General features: G+C 62.6%; 17 protein-coding genes. 13 read left to right on the plus strand and 4 right to left on the minus strand.

Annotation, left to right across the window (positions count from 1 at the left end; all coding sequences use genetic code 11):
* Nucleotides 1–80: 80 nt before the first annotated feature.
* Nucleotides 81–875 carry a thymidylate synthase gene (locus tag LB571_RS12725; protein ID WP_224595209.1) on the plus strand — a complete coding sequence of 265 codons (795 nt, stop codon included), beginning with the start codon at nucleotides 81–83 and terminating at the stop codon, nucleotides 873–875.
* Between the two features lie 11 nt (nucleotides 876–886).
* Here the strand turns inward: LB571_RS12725 and LB571_RS12730 are convergent, their stop codons facing one another.
* Complete coding sequence (locus LB571_RS12730; RefSeq protein ID WP_140714650.1) at nucleotides 887–1096, minus strand: molybdopterin-binding protein; 210 nt, start codon at nucleotides 1094–1096, stop codon at nucleotides 887–889.
* 153 nt (nucleotides 1097–1249) lie between these two features.
* Between LB571_RS12730 and modA the strand changes: the two genes are divergently transcribed.
* The 4 genes from modA (at nucleotide 1250) to LB571_RS12750 (ending at nucleotide 4306) form a co-directional block, all read left to right on the plus strand.
* On the plus strand, nucleotides 1250–2035 hold the full coding sequence (modA, locus tag LB571_RS12735) for a molybdate ABC transporter substrate-binding protein (RefSeq protein ID WP_224594859.1): 786 nt from the start codon (nucleotides 1250–1252) through the stop codon (nucleotides 2033–2035).
* Between the two features lie 41 nt (nucleotides 2036–2076).
* Complete coding sequence (gene modB, locus LB571_RS12740; RefSeq protein ID WP_023782669.1) at nucleotides 2077–2781, plus strand: molybdate ABC transporter permease subunit; 705 nt, start codon at nucleotides 2077–2079, stop codon at nucleotides 2779–2781.
* On the plus strand, nucleotides 2778–3890 hold the full coding sequence (gene modC, locus LB571_RS12745; protein ID WP_224594862.1) for a molybdenum ABC transporter ATP-binding protein: 1113 nt from the start codon (nucleotides 2778–2780) through the stop codon (nucleotides 3888–3890). The genes modB and modC overlap by 4 nt, the downstream gene beginning before the upstream one ends.
* 74 nt (nucleotides 3891–3964) lie before the next feature.
* The gene (locus tag LB571_RS12750) at nucleotides 3965–4306 is read left to right on the plus strand and encodes a winged helix-turn-helix domain-containing protein (RefSeq protein ID WP_140615713.1); all 342 of its coding nucleotides are present in this window, start codon (nucleotides 3965–3967) and stop codon (nucleotides 4304–4306) included.
* Nucleotides 4307–4438: 132 nt separating this feature from the next.
* Here LB571_RS12750 and cobF read toward each other — a convergent pair whose 3' ends face one another.
* Nucleotides 4439–5200 carry a precorrin-6A synthase (deacetylating) gene (gene cobF, locus LB571_RS12755; RefSeq protein ID WP_224594864.1) on the minus strand — a complete coding sequence of 254 codons (762 nt, stop codon included), beginning with the start codon at nucleotides 5198–5200 and terminating at the stop codon, nucleotides 4439–4441.
* 181 nt (nucleotides 5201–5381) lie between these two features.
* Here cobF and LB571_RS12760 point away from each other — a divergent pair, with 181 nt between their 5' ends.
* The 6 genes from LB571_RS12760 to LB571_RS12785 all read left to right on the plus strand — a co-directional run bounded on the left by LB571_RS12760 (nucleotide 5382) and on the right by LB571_RS12785 (nucleotide 11283).
* Nucleotides 5382–6395, plus strand: a complete 1014-nt coding sequence (locus tag LB571_RS12760) for a DUF4424 domain-containing protein (RefSeq protein WP_224583564.1) — start codon at nucleotides 5382–5384, stop codon at nucleotides 6393–6395.
* Nucleotides 6396–6590: 195 nt separating this feature from the next.
* A complete protein-coding gene (locus tag LB571_RS12765; RefSeq protein WP_140714662.1) occupies nucleotides 6591–7241 on the plus strand; it encodes a dihydrofolate reductase in 651 nt (216 codons plus the stop codon).
* A 116-nt stretch (nucleotides 7242–7357) separates the two neighbouring features.
* A complete protein-coding gene (hflK, locus tag LB571_RS12770) occupies nucleotides 7358–8473 on the plus strand; it encodes an FtsH protease activity modulator HflK (RefSeq protein ID WP_015317275.1) in 1116 nt (371 codons plus the stop codon).
* Nucleotides 8473–9426 (plus strand): protease modulator HflC, encoded by a 954-nt coding sequence (hflC, locus tag LB571_RS12775; RefSeq protein ID WP_140615721.1) that lies wholly within the window; start codon nucleotides 8473–8475, stop codon nucleotides 9424–9426. The genes hflK and hflC overlap by 1 nt, the downstream gene beginning before the upstream one ends.
* A gap of 6 nt (nucleotides 9427–9432) precedes the next feature.
* Nucleotides 9433–9621 (plus strand): DUF2065 domain-containing protein, encoded by a 189-nt coding sequence (locus LB571_RS12780; RefSeq protein WP_015317277.1) that lies wholly within the window; start codon nucleotides 9433–9435, stop codon nucleotides 9619–9621.
* 144 nt (nucleotides 9622–9765) lie between these two features.
* Complete coding sequence (locus LB571_RS12785) at nucleotides 9766–11283, plus strand: DegQ family serine endoprotease (RefSeq protein ID WP_140788782.1); 1518 nt, start codon at nucleotides 9766–9768, stop codon at nucleotides 11281–11283.
* Nucleotides 11284–11324: 41 nt separating this feature from the next.
* Here LB571_RS12785 and LB571_RS12790 read toward each other — a convergent pair whose 3' ends face one another.
* Nucleotides 11325–11897 (minus strand): GNAT family N-acetyltransferase, encoded by a 573-nt coding sequence (locus LB571_RS12790; RefSeq protein WP_224594867.1) that lies wholly within the window; start codon nucleotides 11895–11897, stop codon nucleotides 11325–11327.
* Nucleotides 11894–12781, minus strand: a complete 888-nt coding sequence (gene serB / locus LB571_RS12795) for a phosphoserine phosphatase SerB (RefSeq protein ID WP_224594868.1) — start codon at nucleotides 12779–12781, stop codon at nucleotides 11894–11896. The genes LB571_RS12790 and serB overlap by 4 nt, the downstream gene beginning before the upstream one ends.
* Here serB and miaA point away from each other — a divergent pair.
* Nucleotides 12771–13736, plus strand: coding sequence for a tRNA (adenosine(37)-N6)-dimethylallyltransferase MiaA (miaA, locus tag LB571_RS12800; protein ID WP_140788793.1), 966 nt, complete (start codon nucleotides 12771–12773; stop codon nucleotides 13734–13736). The two genes, serB and miaA, sit on opposite strands and share 11 nt — an antisense overlap.
* Before the next feature lie 105 nt (nucleotides 13737–13841).
* Nucleotides 13842–14636, plus strand: a complete 795-nt coding sequence (locus tag LB571_RS12805; RefSeq protein WP_041163809.1) for a GGDEF domain-containing protein — start codon at nucleotides 13842–13844, stop codon at nucleotides 14634–14636.
* Nucleotides 14637–14793: the final 157 nt, after the last annotated feature.

The raw sequence follows: 14793 nt of genomic DNA on the forward strand, positions 1-14793 counted from the left end.
TGGGGACGATCTCAGACAAGCGTGGCGTCGGCGCCTGTATGCGCTATGATCGACGAATTCCCGAATCGAGCCCGGAACCGATGCGCCAGTATCTCGACCTCCTGCAGCATGTGCTGGACAACGGCGCCGATCGCGGCGACCGCACCGGCACCGGCACGCGCTCCGTCTTCGGCTACCAGATGCGCTTCGATCTGGCGCGCGGCTTTCCGGTCACCACCACCAAGAAGCTGCATCTGAAGTCGATCATCCATGAACTCCTCTGGTTCATGGCCGGCGACACCAACATCAAGTACCTGACCGACCACGGCGTTTCAATCTGGGATGAATGGGCCGACGAGAATGGCGATCTCGGCCCGGTCTACGGCAGGCAGTGGCGATCCTGGCCAGACGGCCATGGCGGCTCGATCGACCAGATCGCCAATCTTCTCAAGGAGATCCGCCGCAATCCTCAATCGCGGCGGCTGATCGTCTCGGCCTGGAATCCCGCCGAGGTGGAAGCCATGGCGCTGCCGCCTTGCCACTGCCTTTTCCAGTTCTACGTGTCCGAGGGCCGGCTTTCCTGCCAGCTCTACCAGCGCTCCGCCGACATCTTCCTCGGCGTGCCGTTCAACATCGCGTCCTACGCGCTGCTGACGCTGATGGTGGCGCAGGTGACTGGGCTGAAGCCGGGCGATTTCGTCCACACACTTGGCGACGCGCATCTCTACTCGAACCATTTCGAGCAGGCGCGCGAACAGTTGCGGCGCACGCCGAGGACCCTGCCGATGATGTGGATCAATCCTGAGGTGAAGGACCTTTTCGCCTTCCGCTTCGAGGATTTCCGGCTGGAAAACTACGTCGCCGACGCGTCGATCAAGGCGCCCATCGCGGTCTGAGCCGCGGCTTTTCAGTCGATGCCGACCATCACGTCCGAGGCCTTGACCACGGCGTAGGCCTGCTTGCCCTTTTCGAGCTTGAGGTCGGCGACAGCTTCATTGGTGATCGAGGCGGTGACGATGATGCCGCCGCCGATGTCGATGCGGACATGCGAGGTGGTGGCTCCCTTGACGATTTCGGTGATCGTTCCCTCGAGCACGTTGCGGGCGCTGATCTTCATTGCAGTTCCTTTCGCGGCGGCGGTCTTATCAGAACAATCATGCAGCGCCGGATCGAGTTTCAGCCGGCCGGGCCTTCCCTTGTTATATCCATGCGGATATATCGGTCTCCAGGCTTCGAGCCAACCGGAATTTGAACCCAGGGAGAGTTTTCGATGACACGCAAAGGTTTCGAGTTGAGAGCGATCGGCTTTGCGGCGGCATTGATGGCGGCAATGCCGGCAGCGCACGCGGAAGACAAGGTCGTGGTGTTCGCGGCGGCCAGTCTCAAGGATGCGCTCGACGCGGTGAACAAGGCCTGCGAAGCCGATGTCGGCGATGCCGCGACCCTTTCCTATGCCGCGAGTTCGGCATTGGCCAAGCAGATCGAGGGTGGGGCGCCGGCCGACGTCTTCATCTCCGCCGATCTCGATTGGATGAAATATCTCTCCGACAGGAAGCTGACCAAGCCCGACACGGAAGTGAAGCTGCTGGGCAACGAGATCGTGCTGGTGGCGCCGAAGGATTCGACGGTCGAAACCAAGATCGAGAAAGGCTTTGACCTCGCCAAGCTGGTCGGCGACGGCAAGCTTGCCATGGGCGACTTCAAGGCCGTGCCGGCCGGCAAATACGGCAAGGCGGCGCTTGAATCGCTCGGCGTCTGGTCCTCGGTCGAGGGCAAGGTGGCGCAGGCCGAGAATGTCCGTGCGGCGCTGAAGCTGGTTTCAACTGGTGAGGCCGCCCTCGGCATCGTCTATGCCACCGACGCGCACGCCGAAAAGGGCGTCAAGGTGGTCGGCACCTTCCCCGAGGATTCACATCCGCCGATCATCTATCCGGTTGCCCAGACCGCCGATTCGAAGGACAAGGATACGCTGGCCTTCCTGAAGTGCCTGCAGTCCGCCAAGGCTGGCGCGCTCTTTAGAGAACAGGGTTTTACCGTGCTCACGCCCAGCAACTGAGTCGGCGAGCAACTGAGTTCGAAAAGGCCCGATACCGCACTATGAGCTGGCTGCTGGACCTCACTCCCGACGAATGGAATGCGGTCCGGCTGTCCATCAAGGTGGCGACGGTGGCGATGCTCGCCAGCCTGCCGCCGGGCATAGCGATCGCGCTGCTGCTTGCACGGGGGCAATTCTGGGGCAAGACGCTGCTCAACGGGGTGGTGCACCTGCCGCTGATCCTGCCGCCCGTGGTGACCGGTTATCTCTTGCTTTTGACGTTCGGCAAACGCGGCCCGGCCGGGGCCTTCCTCGCCGAACATTTCGGCATCGTCTTCTCGTTTCGCTGGACGGGTGCCGCCCTTGCCTGCGGTGTCATGGGCTTTCCCCTGATGGTGCGGGCGATCCGGCTGTCGATCGAGGCGGTGGATCGCAAGATGGAGGCGGCGGCGGGAACGCTCGGCGCCAACCCGCTGTGGGTGTTCGGCACCATCACGCTGCCGCTGATCCTGCCCGGGCTGATCGCCGGCGCCATCCTGTCCTTCGCCAAGGCGATGGGCGAGTTCGGCGCGACGATCACTTTCGTCTCCAACATTCCTGGCGAGACGCAGACGCTGCCGTCGGCGATCTACACTTTTACCCAGGTGCCGGGCGGCGACGAAGGGGCGCTGCGACTGACGCTGATTTCGATCGTCATCTCGATGGCGGCATTGGTCGCATCGGAAGTGCTGGCGCGGCGGGTCGGGCGGCGGATGGACATCGAATGAGCGTCCTTGTCGACATCGGCCACCGGCTTGGCGATTTCGCCATCGATGCCCGCTTCGAGAGCGCCGGACGGCTGACGGCGCTGTTCGGGCCGTCCGGTTCCGGCAAGACGACGCTGATCAACATGATTGCCGGGCTGATCCGGCCGGACAAGGGGCGCATCGAGGTCGATGGCCGCGTGCTGGTCGACGCGGGTGCCGGCATTTTCGTGCCAAGGCACAAACGCCGCATCGGCATGGTGTTCCAGGATGCGCGCCTGTTTCCGCATATGAGCGTGATGAGCAATCTGTGCTACGGCCGCTGGTTCACGCCGGCGGCGGAACGCTATGCGGACATGGACGCCGTTGTAGAATTGCTGGGCATCGGCCCGCTGCTTGGGCGACGACCGGCAAAACTCTCGGGCGGCGAGAAGCAGCGCGTGGCGATCGGCAGGGCGCTGCTGGCCAGCCCCAGACTGCTGCTCATGGACGAGCCGCTGGCCTCGCTCGACGAAGCGCGCAAGGCCGAGATCCTGCCCTATATCGAGCGGCTGCGCGACGAAACGAAGATCCCGATCGTCTATGTCAGCCATTCGGTCGCCGAGGTGGCGCGGCTGGCGAGCGACGTGGTGATGCTGGCGCGGGGCAAGGTCACGGCTAGCGGCCCGACCGACGCTGTCATGCAAAGGCTCGACCTGTTGCCGGTGGAAGAGCGCGGCGAGGGCGGCGCCGTGCTGGACACGAAGGTGCTGCGTCACGAGGAGGCTTTTGGGATGACCGTGCTCGGCTCGGCCGCCGGCGAGATCCGCGTGCCGCGTCTTGGGATGAAGGCCGGGGCTCCCGTGCGTATCCGCATTCGCGCTCGCGACGTGATGATCGCCGCGGAGAAACCGACGGGCCTCAGTGCCCTCAACATCCTGCCCGGCACGATCGTCGCGATCAGTCCCGGCGAGGGGCCGACGGTCGAAATCGGCATCGACTGCAATGGGGCAACGGTGCTCGCCCGCATCACGGAACAGTCGCGGCAGGCGCTGAAGCTGCGGCTCGGCGGCAAGGTTTTCGCGGTGGTCAAGACCGTGAGCTTCGATCGGGGAAATACCGGCGCCGGTCTGCCGTTCGACGTCGATGGCTGACAGCGGCGGTGATTGGCGCTATATTGTTTTGGAATAACGGTCGCGGAAGCTGAAGCGGTCGCGGAGGAGCAAAAATGCCGTCGCTGAGCTTGCGGATAAATCTCGATCCGGACGGACGGATCGGTCCTGGCAAGATCGAGCTTCTGGAGCACATCGCCACCTTCGGTTCGATCTCGGCCGCCGCGCGCGGCATGGCGATGTCCTACAAGCACGCCTGGGACCTGGTCGAGGACATGAACCGGGTGTTCGGCAAGCCGCTGGTGGCGGCGCAGACCGGCGGCCGCAAGGGCGGCGGCGCGCAACTGACGACGGTCGGCCTGGCCGTGGTCAGCCGTTTTCGCGCCATCGAGCGCGCGGCGAGTGCGGCCGCGGCAACGCATATGGACGCGTTGCAGTCGGAGATTGAGGCGGGATAGGGGAGTAGTGAGTAGGGAGTAGTGAGTAGGGAGTGGGGAGTAGGGAGTAGGGAGTAGGGAGTAGGGAGTAGTGGGTTACAGCCTAGTCCTCACTGACTACTGACTACTCACTATTTACTACTCACTATTCCACTACTCCGGCTTTCGCAGCAAATACGTATCCATGATCCAGCCTTTCTTCCGGCGGGCTTCGTCGCGGCGCCTTTCGATCTCGGCGCCGACATCGCCAAGGCGGCCGGAGATGATGATCTCGTCGGGCGTGCCGAGATAGGCGCCCCATTGAATGAAAAGGTCCTGGTCGGCCAGCGTGTTGAAGGCGCATTTGCCGTCGAGCATGACGACGGCGCTGCCGGCATTGTCCGGCATGCCTTCCTCGGTCAGGCGGCGGCCGGTGGTGATCAGCACGGGATCGCCGATGCGGTTCAGCGCCGTTTTGTGGCTGGCTGCCAGCGCTTGGACGGCCGTTATGCCGGGGATGACTTCCAGGTCGAACGCAACATTGCCCTTCAGGCGCACGCGCTCGAGGATGCGCAGAGCGCTGTCATAGAGCGAAGGATCGCCCCAGATCAGGAAGGCGCCGCAGCCATCACCGGAGATCTCGTCGCGGATCAGTGCCTCGTAGATGGCGGCGATGGCTTCATGCCAGTCGTCGACGGTCGAACGATAGGACGAGGTCGGTTCGGCACGCACCGGCACGTCGAACTCGACCCGGCGTGAGGCCGGGTTGGTGACGAAGCGGTCGCAGATGCCGCGCCGCAGGTTGGCAAGGTCGGTCTTGTCGGTGCCCTTGTCGGGAATAAACAGGACGTCCGCCCTGTTCAGGCCCGCTATGGCCTGGACGGTCATGTGGTCGGGATTGCCGGCGCCGATGCCGATGACGAGAAGCTTGCGCATGGCGCGAACTCCTGCCCCATCGGAACCTGTTAGTCCAGACCGCCTGCGTGTCCAGACCGCTTGCGTGTCCAGACCGCCTGCGCGTCCAGACCGGCCACGCACGTCCAGCAAGCGGAAGGGCTTTGAAACGCCGCATCGAAACGGCTAGGGTCATCCAGGCATTCCAGCCGAGGGGGCTTCGATGTTGCGATCTGTTCTGGCTTTAGCGTTGGCGCTTTCGGTCGCGCCTGCAATGGCCAATGATTCGGTTGCCGAGCTTGGCACCGGCGGCCTGATCCTGTCGCGCAGCGATGCCGTGGCGATGCAAAGCGAGGATCTTTTCATCTCGCCCGAAAAGGTGACGGTGGACTACGTCTTCCACAACAACACCGACAAGGATGTCGAGGCGATAGTCGCCTTCCCGATGCCCGACATTTCGGGCGATCCCGAAGAGATGCCGGCGATCCCGGAAAACCAGAGCGATAATTTCCTCGGCTTCGAGGTGACGATCGACGGCGTCGCGGCCAAGCCCCAACTCGAGCAGAAGGTGCTCGCGCTCGGCATCGACATCGGCGCCGACCTCAAGGCGCAAAACGTGCCCTTCAACCCGTTCGGCGACGCGGCCAAGGCGGCGCTGGCGAAGCTGCCGCAAGGGGTGGCTGACGACTGGGTCGACCGCGGCATCATCATCGGGGATTCCACAGCCGACAGTGGCCAAAAACCGGTCTATTCGCCGTTCTGGCAATTGCGCTCGACCTATTGGTGGCGCGCGGCCTTTCCGGCCAACAAGGACGTTCACGTCTCGCACCGCTACAAGCCCAGCGTGGGCGGCACATCCTCGGTCAGTTTCTTCAATGAAGGCCAGTTCCAGAACTCATACGCGGCCTACAAGAGCCGCTACTGCATGGACGACACATTCGAGAATGCGGTGCGCAAGGCGGCGAAGGACAATCCGGACGGCTATCCCAAATTCTACGAAAGCCGCATCGCCTATATCCTGACCACCGGCGGCAACTGGGCGGCGGGCACCATCGGCAAGTTCAAGCTGACCATTGACAAGGGCAACCCGAAAGCCCTGGTCTCGTTCTGCGGCGACAACGTCAAAAAGGTCGGGCCGACGCGTTTCGAGATGAAGGCGAACGATTTCTATCCCGAGCACGACATCGACATCCTCCTGCTTGTCCCGTCGGACAGCAATGGCGGGGATGCAAACTGATGCATGTCGCGATCTATGTCGCCATTGCCGAGAACGGCGTGATCGGGCGCACTGAATCCAGTTGCGGCGCTTCGTCACTGGCGCGATCAGAATTGATAGGACATAGAGGTCCAATCTCATCGAAGTTGACGGCGTTTTCCCTGGCCTACGACTATTGAGTGTGGGGACCAGTCATTGGTAGCGAAAAGAGTTCAAATGCCTTCCGCGACGTCAATCGTTGCAAGGAGTTACCCCGACCATGTCATTGGGATCGAGAACAAATTACCTTGGCACCTAAGCACTGACCTTCGGTACTTTAGGCAAAGAACCGAAGGACATGCAATAATCATGGGCAGGCGAACGTTCGAGTCGATCGGCCGGCCACTTCCTAAGCGCGAGAATATAGTTCTTTCCCGTACATCCTTGCCGGATGCCCGCGGTATAAAGTGGGCTAAAGATATTGAGACAGCTCTCCTGCTGGCAGATGTTTATTCAATTTGCAATTTTAGAAAACAGTTTTTTGTAATTGGTGGCGAACGAATATATGGAGAATTTCGCAAATATATAAATAAAGTTTACTTAACAGAAGTATTTGCAAGGATCAATGGAGATGCCAAGTTCGATTGGGAGTTTGATAGATCTCATTGGAGGTATTTTAAAGAGCGTGAATACCCACGATCCGATGCTGACGATCATCCATTTAGGATTACCACTCTACTTCGGCTAAAGCCAGAGCATCGATACGAGACGACGGATAATTTGTTGCGGGCGGATCCTGAGGTGGCTTCTTTCTTGGATAAATATTCGTCTATGATCGCTCATTCGGAGATGCATTCCGCTGAGGAGGAGCAATTGTCGCTGTTCTAACTGTCCAAGAAAGTCGCATCGCGTTGAAAGCGCGCCGTGGCGTCCCTATAGAAGAACGACACTGGATTTGCGCCGTAACCGCGGTGCTTGAGGGAATTCCAAGCGAAAGGACATTCATGCCCTGGAACGACAAAGGTGGCGGAGGCGGCGGCCCGTGGGGTGGCGGCGGTAACAATCAGGGACCCTGGGGGCAGGGACCGAAGGGGCCAAGCGGCCCGCAGGGGTCGCCTCCCGACCTCGAAGACATCATTCGCCGTGGCCAGGATCGGCTGCGGCGCGCGCTGCCCGGCGGCGGTGGCGCCAGTCCGGCGGTGTTCGGCCTGATCGCCGCGGTGCTGGTTGTTCTGTGGGCCTTCCAGGCGGTCTATACCGTGCAGCCCGACGAGGTCGCGGTCGAACTGCGCTTCGGCAAGCCGAAGGCCGAGCTTTCCCAGCCAGGCCTGCATTTCCACTGGTGGCCTCTCGAGACCGTCGAGACGGCGAAGATTTCAGAACAGCTTGTCGACATTGGCGGCGGCAATACCAGCGGCAACGGGCTGATGCTCTCGGGCGACCAGAATATCGTCAATGTGCAGTTTTCGGTGGCCTACCAGGTCTCCGATCCCCGCGCTTACCTGTTCGACGTCTCCGACCCGGACGGCATGCTGCGGCAAGTTGCCGAGAGCGCCATGCGCGAAGCCGTCGGCCGCCGGCCGGCGCAGGACATTTTCCGCGACGATCGCCAGGGCATCGCGGCCTCGGTGCGCGAGATCATCCAGACGACGCTGGACGGCTACAAGGCCGGTCTCAACGTCAACGCCGTCTCCATCGAGGATGCGGCACCGCCACGCGAGGTGGCAGATGCGTTCGACGAGGTGCAGCGCGCCGAGCAGGACGAGGACAAGTTCGTCGAGCAGGCCAATCAGTATTCCAACCAGAAGCTCGGCCAGGCACGCGGCGAGGCGGCCCAGGTCCGCGAAGACGCGGCCGCCTACAAAAACCGTGTGGTGCAGGAAGCCGAAGGTGAGGCGCAGCGCTTCATCTCGGTCTACGACGAATATGCCAAAGCCCCCGATGTCACGCGCAAACGCCTTTATCTGGAAACCATGGAGAGGGTTCTGAAGGACTCGAGCAAGGTGATCGTCGAGCAGAACAACGGACAGGGTGTCTTGCCTTATCTGCCGCTGCCCGCATTGCAGCCGAAACCGCCAGCACCGGCCGCGCCCGCCGCGAACACGGGAGGTACCAAGTGATGGCCAACCGTCTTCCCATCGTCGTCGCCGTGGCGGCGGTCGTCCTGTTCCTGATCTATTCCTCGGTTTTCGTGGTCAATGCGCGCCAGCAGGCGCTGGTGCTCCGCTTCGGTGAGATCGTCGACGTCAAGAGCGAGCCCGGCATCTACTTCAAGGCGCCGTTCTCGTTCTTCGACGCGGATACGGTGCAACTGATCGAAAACAGGGTGCTGCGCTTCGACCTCGACAACATCCGCGTCCAGGTCTCGGGCGGCAAATTCTATGAGGTCGATGCCTTCATCGCCTATCGCATCTCGGATCCGCGCGTCTTCCGGGCCGCCGTGTCCGGTCAGATTGAACTGGCCGAAGCGCGGCTCAGGACGCGTCTCGACGCTGCCCTGCGCCGCGTCTACGGTCTGCGCGATTTCGAGGCCGCGCTTTCCGAAGAGCGTGCCGTGATGATGCGCGAAGTGCGCGATCAGCTCAGGCCCGACGCCACGTCGCTCGGCTTGCAGATCGAGGATGTTCGCATCCGCCGCACCGACCTGACGGCCGAAGTTTCACAGCAGACCTACGACCGCATGAAGGCGGAACGCCTGGCGGAGGCTGCGCGGCTGCGGGCACGCGGCAACGAAGCGGCACAGCGCATCACGGCGCGCGCCGATCGTGAAGTGGTCGAGATCGTTGCCGAAGCGCAGAAGGAGTCCGAGATCCTGCGCGGTGAGGGCGAGGCGCAGCGCAGCGCCACCTTCGCCGATGCCTACAAGCGCGATCCCGCCTTCTTCGACTTCTACCGGTCGATGAATGCCTATGGCACCGCGCTGGACAACACCGGGACGACCATGGTGCTGTCGCCGAGTTCGGAGTTCTTCCGCTACTTCCGCGATCCCGACGGCAAGGAAGGACCGGCGAAACCGACGGCGCCGGCTGCGGCACCTGCCGCGCCGACGACACAACCCAGCACCGGCCAGTAACGGCCGGTGCAGGATTTCTTCGCGGCGATAGGCCTGGTCCTCGTCATAGAGGGCCTGGTCTATGGCGGCTTTCCCCGCCTTGCGAAGAAGCTCGCGGGCGAAGTGCTGTCGATGCCGGAGAATGCGTTGCGGATCGGCGGGCTGGCGGCGATCGCCATTGGTGTTGGCGTCGTCTGGCTGGTGCGGGGCGTGTAGAGGCGGCGGTTTGCGGAATAACGCTCGATTTACACTCCACCGATAGTCATAGCCGCAAACGTGCCGTATTTCTTGCCATCATGGCGCGACACGGCGTTTTCGTCGAAGCGCTTTTCTCTTTTAGAAATGCCGGGAGGCTTCTCGATGACATCCAACACCCTTTTGGACGCCGCTCGACGGACGTTGGTCGCCGGCGCGGCAGCGCTGGTCCTGGGCGCCGTCGCCGTTCCGTCCTTCGTGACCCCGACATTCGCCGCCGACGGACCGGCCTCGGTCGCCGACCTGGCGCAAGGCGTACTTGGCGCGGTGGTCAACATCTCGACCTCGCAGACGGTGAAGGGCACGGAAGGGCCGGGCGCGGTGCCGATGCCGCAACTGCCCGAAGGCTCGCCGTTCCAGGATTTCTTCGACGATTTCTTCAAGAACCGCGGTGGCGAAAAGGATGGCGGCTCACAGAAGGTGCAGTCGCTCGGTTCGGGTTTCGTCATCGACGCCGAACAAGGCATCGTCGTCACCAACAACCACGTGATCGCCGATGCCGACGACATCGAGGTCAATTTCTCCGATGGCGTGACCTTGAAGGCGACGCTGGTCGGCACTGACACCAAGACCGACGTCGCGGTGCTGAAGGTCGATCCGAAAGGCCACAAGCTGACAGCGGTGAAATTCGGCGATTCCACCAAGATGCGCGTCGGCGACTGGGTGATGGCGGTCGGCAATCCGTTCGGCCTCGGCGGCACGGTCACGGTCGGCATCGTCTCGGCACGCAACCGCGACATCAATTCAGGCCCCTATGACGACTTCATCCAGACCGACGCGGCGATCAACCGCGGCAATTCCGGCGGACCGCTGTTCAACAGCGCCGGCGAGGTCATCGGCATGAACACGGCGATCATTTCGCCGTCCGGCGGCTCGATCGGCATCGGCTTCTCCATTCCCTCGCAGCTCGCCTCTGGCGTCGTCGAGCAGTTGCGCCAATATGGCGAGACGCGGCGCGGCTGGCTCGGCGTGCGCATCCAGCCGGTGACGGACGACATCGCGGAAAGCCTCGGCATGGCGACCGCCAAGGGCGCGCTGGTGGCCGGCGTCATCAAGGGCGGACCAGTCGACAACGGCACCATCCAGGCCGGCGACGTCATCATCAAGTTCGACGGCAAGGACATCCATGAAATGCGCGACCTGCCGCGCGTCGTCGCCGAAAGCCCGGTGGGCAAGGCCGTCGACGTGCTGATCGTGCGCAAGGGTGTCGAGCAGACGGTGAAGGTGACGCTCGGCCGGCTCGAGGATGGCGAGAAGCTGGCCAGCGGCGAGAATGGCAATACCGACCAGGACAAGGGCGCTGACAAGGCTCCGGCCGTCTCGACCGCCTCGGTGCTTGGCATGACGGTCGGTGAACTCAACGACGAGACGCGCAAGAAGTTCAGCATCGCCGGCGATGTCTCCGGCGTCGTCATCACCGACGTGGCCAAGGACTCCGCCGCCGCGGAACGCGGTATCCAGCCTGGCGAGGTGATCACCGAGATCGCGCAGGAGTCGGTCGCCACGCCCAAGGACGTCATGGACCGGATCGGCGCGCTGAAGGAGCAGGGCCGCAAGAACGCGCTCTTGATGCTGGCGTCGAAGACCGGTGAGTTGCGCTTCGTTACGATCCGGATGGATTGATCCAGTACGCCGGCAGAAATCTGATTTTGATGGAAGGGCGGTTAGAGAGCCGCCCTTTTTCTTGCCTGCCAGTCCTCGCGCGACAGCCGGTAGAGCACATGCCGCTTGAGCGCGGGATGGCTGTCCGGAATGCTGGGGTGGTCGAAATCGCTCGATGGGTCGGCGGTCATGCCGAGGCGTTTCATAACGGCGGTCGAGCGGTGGTTTTCCGCCACGGCGAAGGAAACGATCTCGTCGACGGCCAATGTCTCGAAGCCGTAGGCCAGCCATGCCTCCGAGGCCTCGGTGACATAGCCCTTGCTCCAGAATTCGGGAGCCAACCGCCAGCCGATCTCGATTGTGTCGGCCGGCAGCGATGGTACATCATCAGTCGCGAGGAGGCCGACGAAACCGATGCATTCGCCGGTCGCGGCAATCTCGGCCGCGGCGAAGCCGTAGCCGTCCTCATCGACCCAGGCGCGGAACTCATCCATCTTGGCGTCGGCGGCGGCACGGTCGCGGCGAAACGGGAAGAACTCCATCACGCGATCATCGGAATTGATGCGATGGAACAATTCGCGGTCGCGATCCTCCCAATTGCGCAGGATCAGGCGTTCGGTGCGGATTGGCTTCATTGGACGAATTCTTCCTGCCGGTAGCCCTGCAGATAGAGCAATGCGGTGAGGTCGGCATGGTCGATCCGGACTTTTGCCTGAGCCGCGACGGAAGGCTTGGCATGCAGCGCGACACCGGTTCCGGCCAGGCGGATCATGTCGAGATCGTTGGCGCCGTCGCCGACGGCGATGGCATCGGCCGGCGTCAGGCCAAGACGCGCACAGATTTCGAGCAGCGCCTCGGCCTTGGCGGCGCGGCCGAGGACCGGCTCGCCGACCAGCCCGGTGAAGCGTCCGTCCTGGTCGAGAAGGCGGTTGGCGCGGTCTTCCTGAAAGCCAAGCATCGCAGCGATGCGCGTGGTGAAAACCTCGAAACCGCCCGAGACGAGCGCCGTCCAGGCGCCGTTGGCGCGCATGGTCTGGACCAGCGCACGGCCACCCGAGGCCAAGGTCAGCCGATTGGCGACGATATGGTCGACGACGGCGGCATCGAGCCCCTTGAGCAGTGCCACGCGCTCGCGCAGCGCCGGCTCGAAGGCGATCTCGCCGTTCATCGATCGTGCGGTGATCGCCGCGACATGATCCTTGACGCCGATCTCGTCGGCCAGCTCGTCGATGCACTCCTGGTCAATCATGGTCGAATCCATGTCGGCGAGAAGGATTTTCTTGCGGCGTGTTTCAGCCTGCTGGACGATCACGTCGACGGGCTCAGCGGCCAGTGCGGTACGAAGGCTCGCGGTCGTTTCATCAGCCTGCGCCGCTGGCGGCAGGGCAATGTCACAGGCAATGCCTTCGGCCAGCCATACGACAGCGCTTGCGCCCACCGACCGTGAGGCCATATTCGCAAGCGATGGCGACAGAGCGCGATCGGCGGGACGGGAAACAAGCGTGGCAATGAGCGGCATCGAGAATTCCGGCACGGATGCGGACGAAGGCCGCGTGAAGAACGCGATCCTGATAGCCGGGCCGACCGCCAGCGGCAAGTCGGCGCTGGCGCTTGAACTGGCCGAACGCACAGGCGGCGTCATCGTCAACACCGATTCCATGCAGGGCTATGCGGTTCTCGACGTGCTGACGGCCCGGCCGCAGGCGGCCGAACTCGCACGAGCGCCGCATTTTCTCTATGGGCATGTCCATCCCGGCACCGCCTACTCGACCGGCGCCTGGCTGCGCGACGTTATGAAACTCATTGATGACGGGACGCTCTCGCGGCGGCCAATCTTCGTCGGTGGCACTGGCCTGTACTTTCGTGCGCTGGCGGAAGGGATTTCGGAAATGCCTGATATTCCACAACGGATACGCGACCGCTGGCGCTACGAATTGAAGGAGCAAGGCGCGGTCAAGCTGCATGCCTTGCTGCTGCGCGAGGATTCGAGCGTCGCCATGCAGTTGAAGCCAACCGACAGCCAGCGCATCGTGCGGGCACTCGAGGTGCTCGACGCCTCCGGTCGGTCGATCCTGGACTGGCAGGCAGAGCGCGGCCTGCCGCTCATCGACAGGCCGAGCGCGCATTTCCTGGTTGTCGAGCCGGATCGGGCAGCATTGGTTGATCGCATCGAAAGGCGTTTCGACCAGATGCTGGACAAGGGCGCGCTGGAGGAAGTCAAGCAGCTTGCGGCCCTTCGTCTGGATCCAGACCTGCCGGCGATGAAGGCGATCGGGGTCCGCGAGCTCCAGGCCGCGATCTCAGGGCAGTCGAGCTTTCCCGAGGCGATCGAGCGCGCCAAGATCGCGACAAGGCAATATGCCAAGCGGCAGGCCACCTGGTTTCGCCATCAGCTGGGGCCGGAATGGCAGAGACTTCGCCCCGGTGACGATCTCGAAACCACGATCCAAACACTTGTTGCTAATGCAACTTAAAAAGTTGCCCCTGAGGGAAGGGTTCTCGCCGAAGTTGTCGGAATTAACGCTCCGTAAGTCGGTCCCTGCGATAAGGTCATGGGGTATTTTTCCATCGGGGAGCAGATGCGTTTCCACAAAGCGGAATCCGCTTTTTTCGTCTTTATCTTCGTGATCCTGGCTGCTGGCCTGGTGACCCTGCACGCCTATGGGCAACTGCAATCCTTCGCCACGGAACTCCATACGGCCTCCGGCCTGGACAAGGTCATCTACCTCAACAAGCTCCTGTTCGCGACTGGCGTACTGCTCGCCACCGCGCTGTTTTTCGGCATCTTCTTCATCTATCCGCTGATCCGCAAGCAGGCGACCGAAGAGGGCAAGTTGCGCGCCATGACGGTGTCGCTCAGCGCCCGCTCCGAAACGCTCGAGCATGCCGCCCTGACCGACGGCCTGACCGGCATGCAGAACCGGCGCTATTTCGACGACGCGCTGAAGGAATATCTCGAGGAGTTCCGGCGCATCGAAAAACCGGTCGGGCTGATGATCCTCGATCTCGACCATTTCAAGCAGGTCAACGACACGCACGGCCACGATGTCGGCGACGAGGTGCTCAAGGCTGTCGCCAGATGCCTCAAGGACATGACACGTTTCCACGATGTGGTGGCGCGCCTGGGTGGTGAGGAGTTCGCTGTGGTCACGCCCAACATGGAGGCGGCCCTTCTGGCCAAATTCGCCGAGCGCATCCGCAAGGCGATCGCTAACATGTCGATCCTCTCCGGCAACAATGTCCGGCTCAAGATCACCACCAGCGTCGGGCTTGCCGTCTGGGATCGCAAGGAAACGGCCGAGGAATTCTACCGCCGCGCCGACCGCCAGCTCTACGAAGCCAAAAGGCAAGGCCGCAACCGCGTCTGCGCCTAAGATCCCATCCCTGAATTCGTGATGCTGGCCGCTTGATGCCGGCTTCTGCGCTTCCGGCCTTCGCCGGCCGAAGCACTTATGAGACGTTGCGCTTTAAGGCTGCTGCCGGCCAAGGCCGATGCTCGCGGATCAAAACACCAATCGGCTCAGCCTGACC

It is taken from the genome of Mesorhizobium sp. BR1-1-4, from assembly GCF_020165375.1.
Lineage (GTDB): Bacteria > Pseudomonadota > Alphaproteobacteria > Rhizobiales > Rhizobiaceae > Mesorhizobium > Mesorhizobium australicum.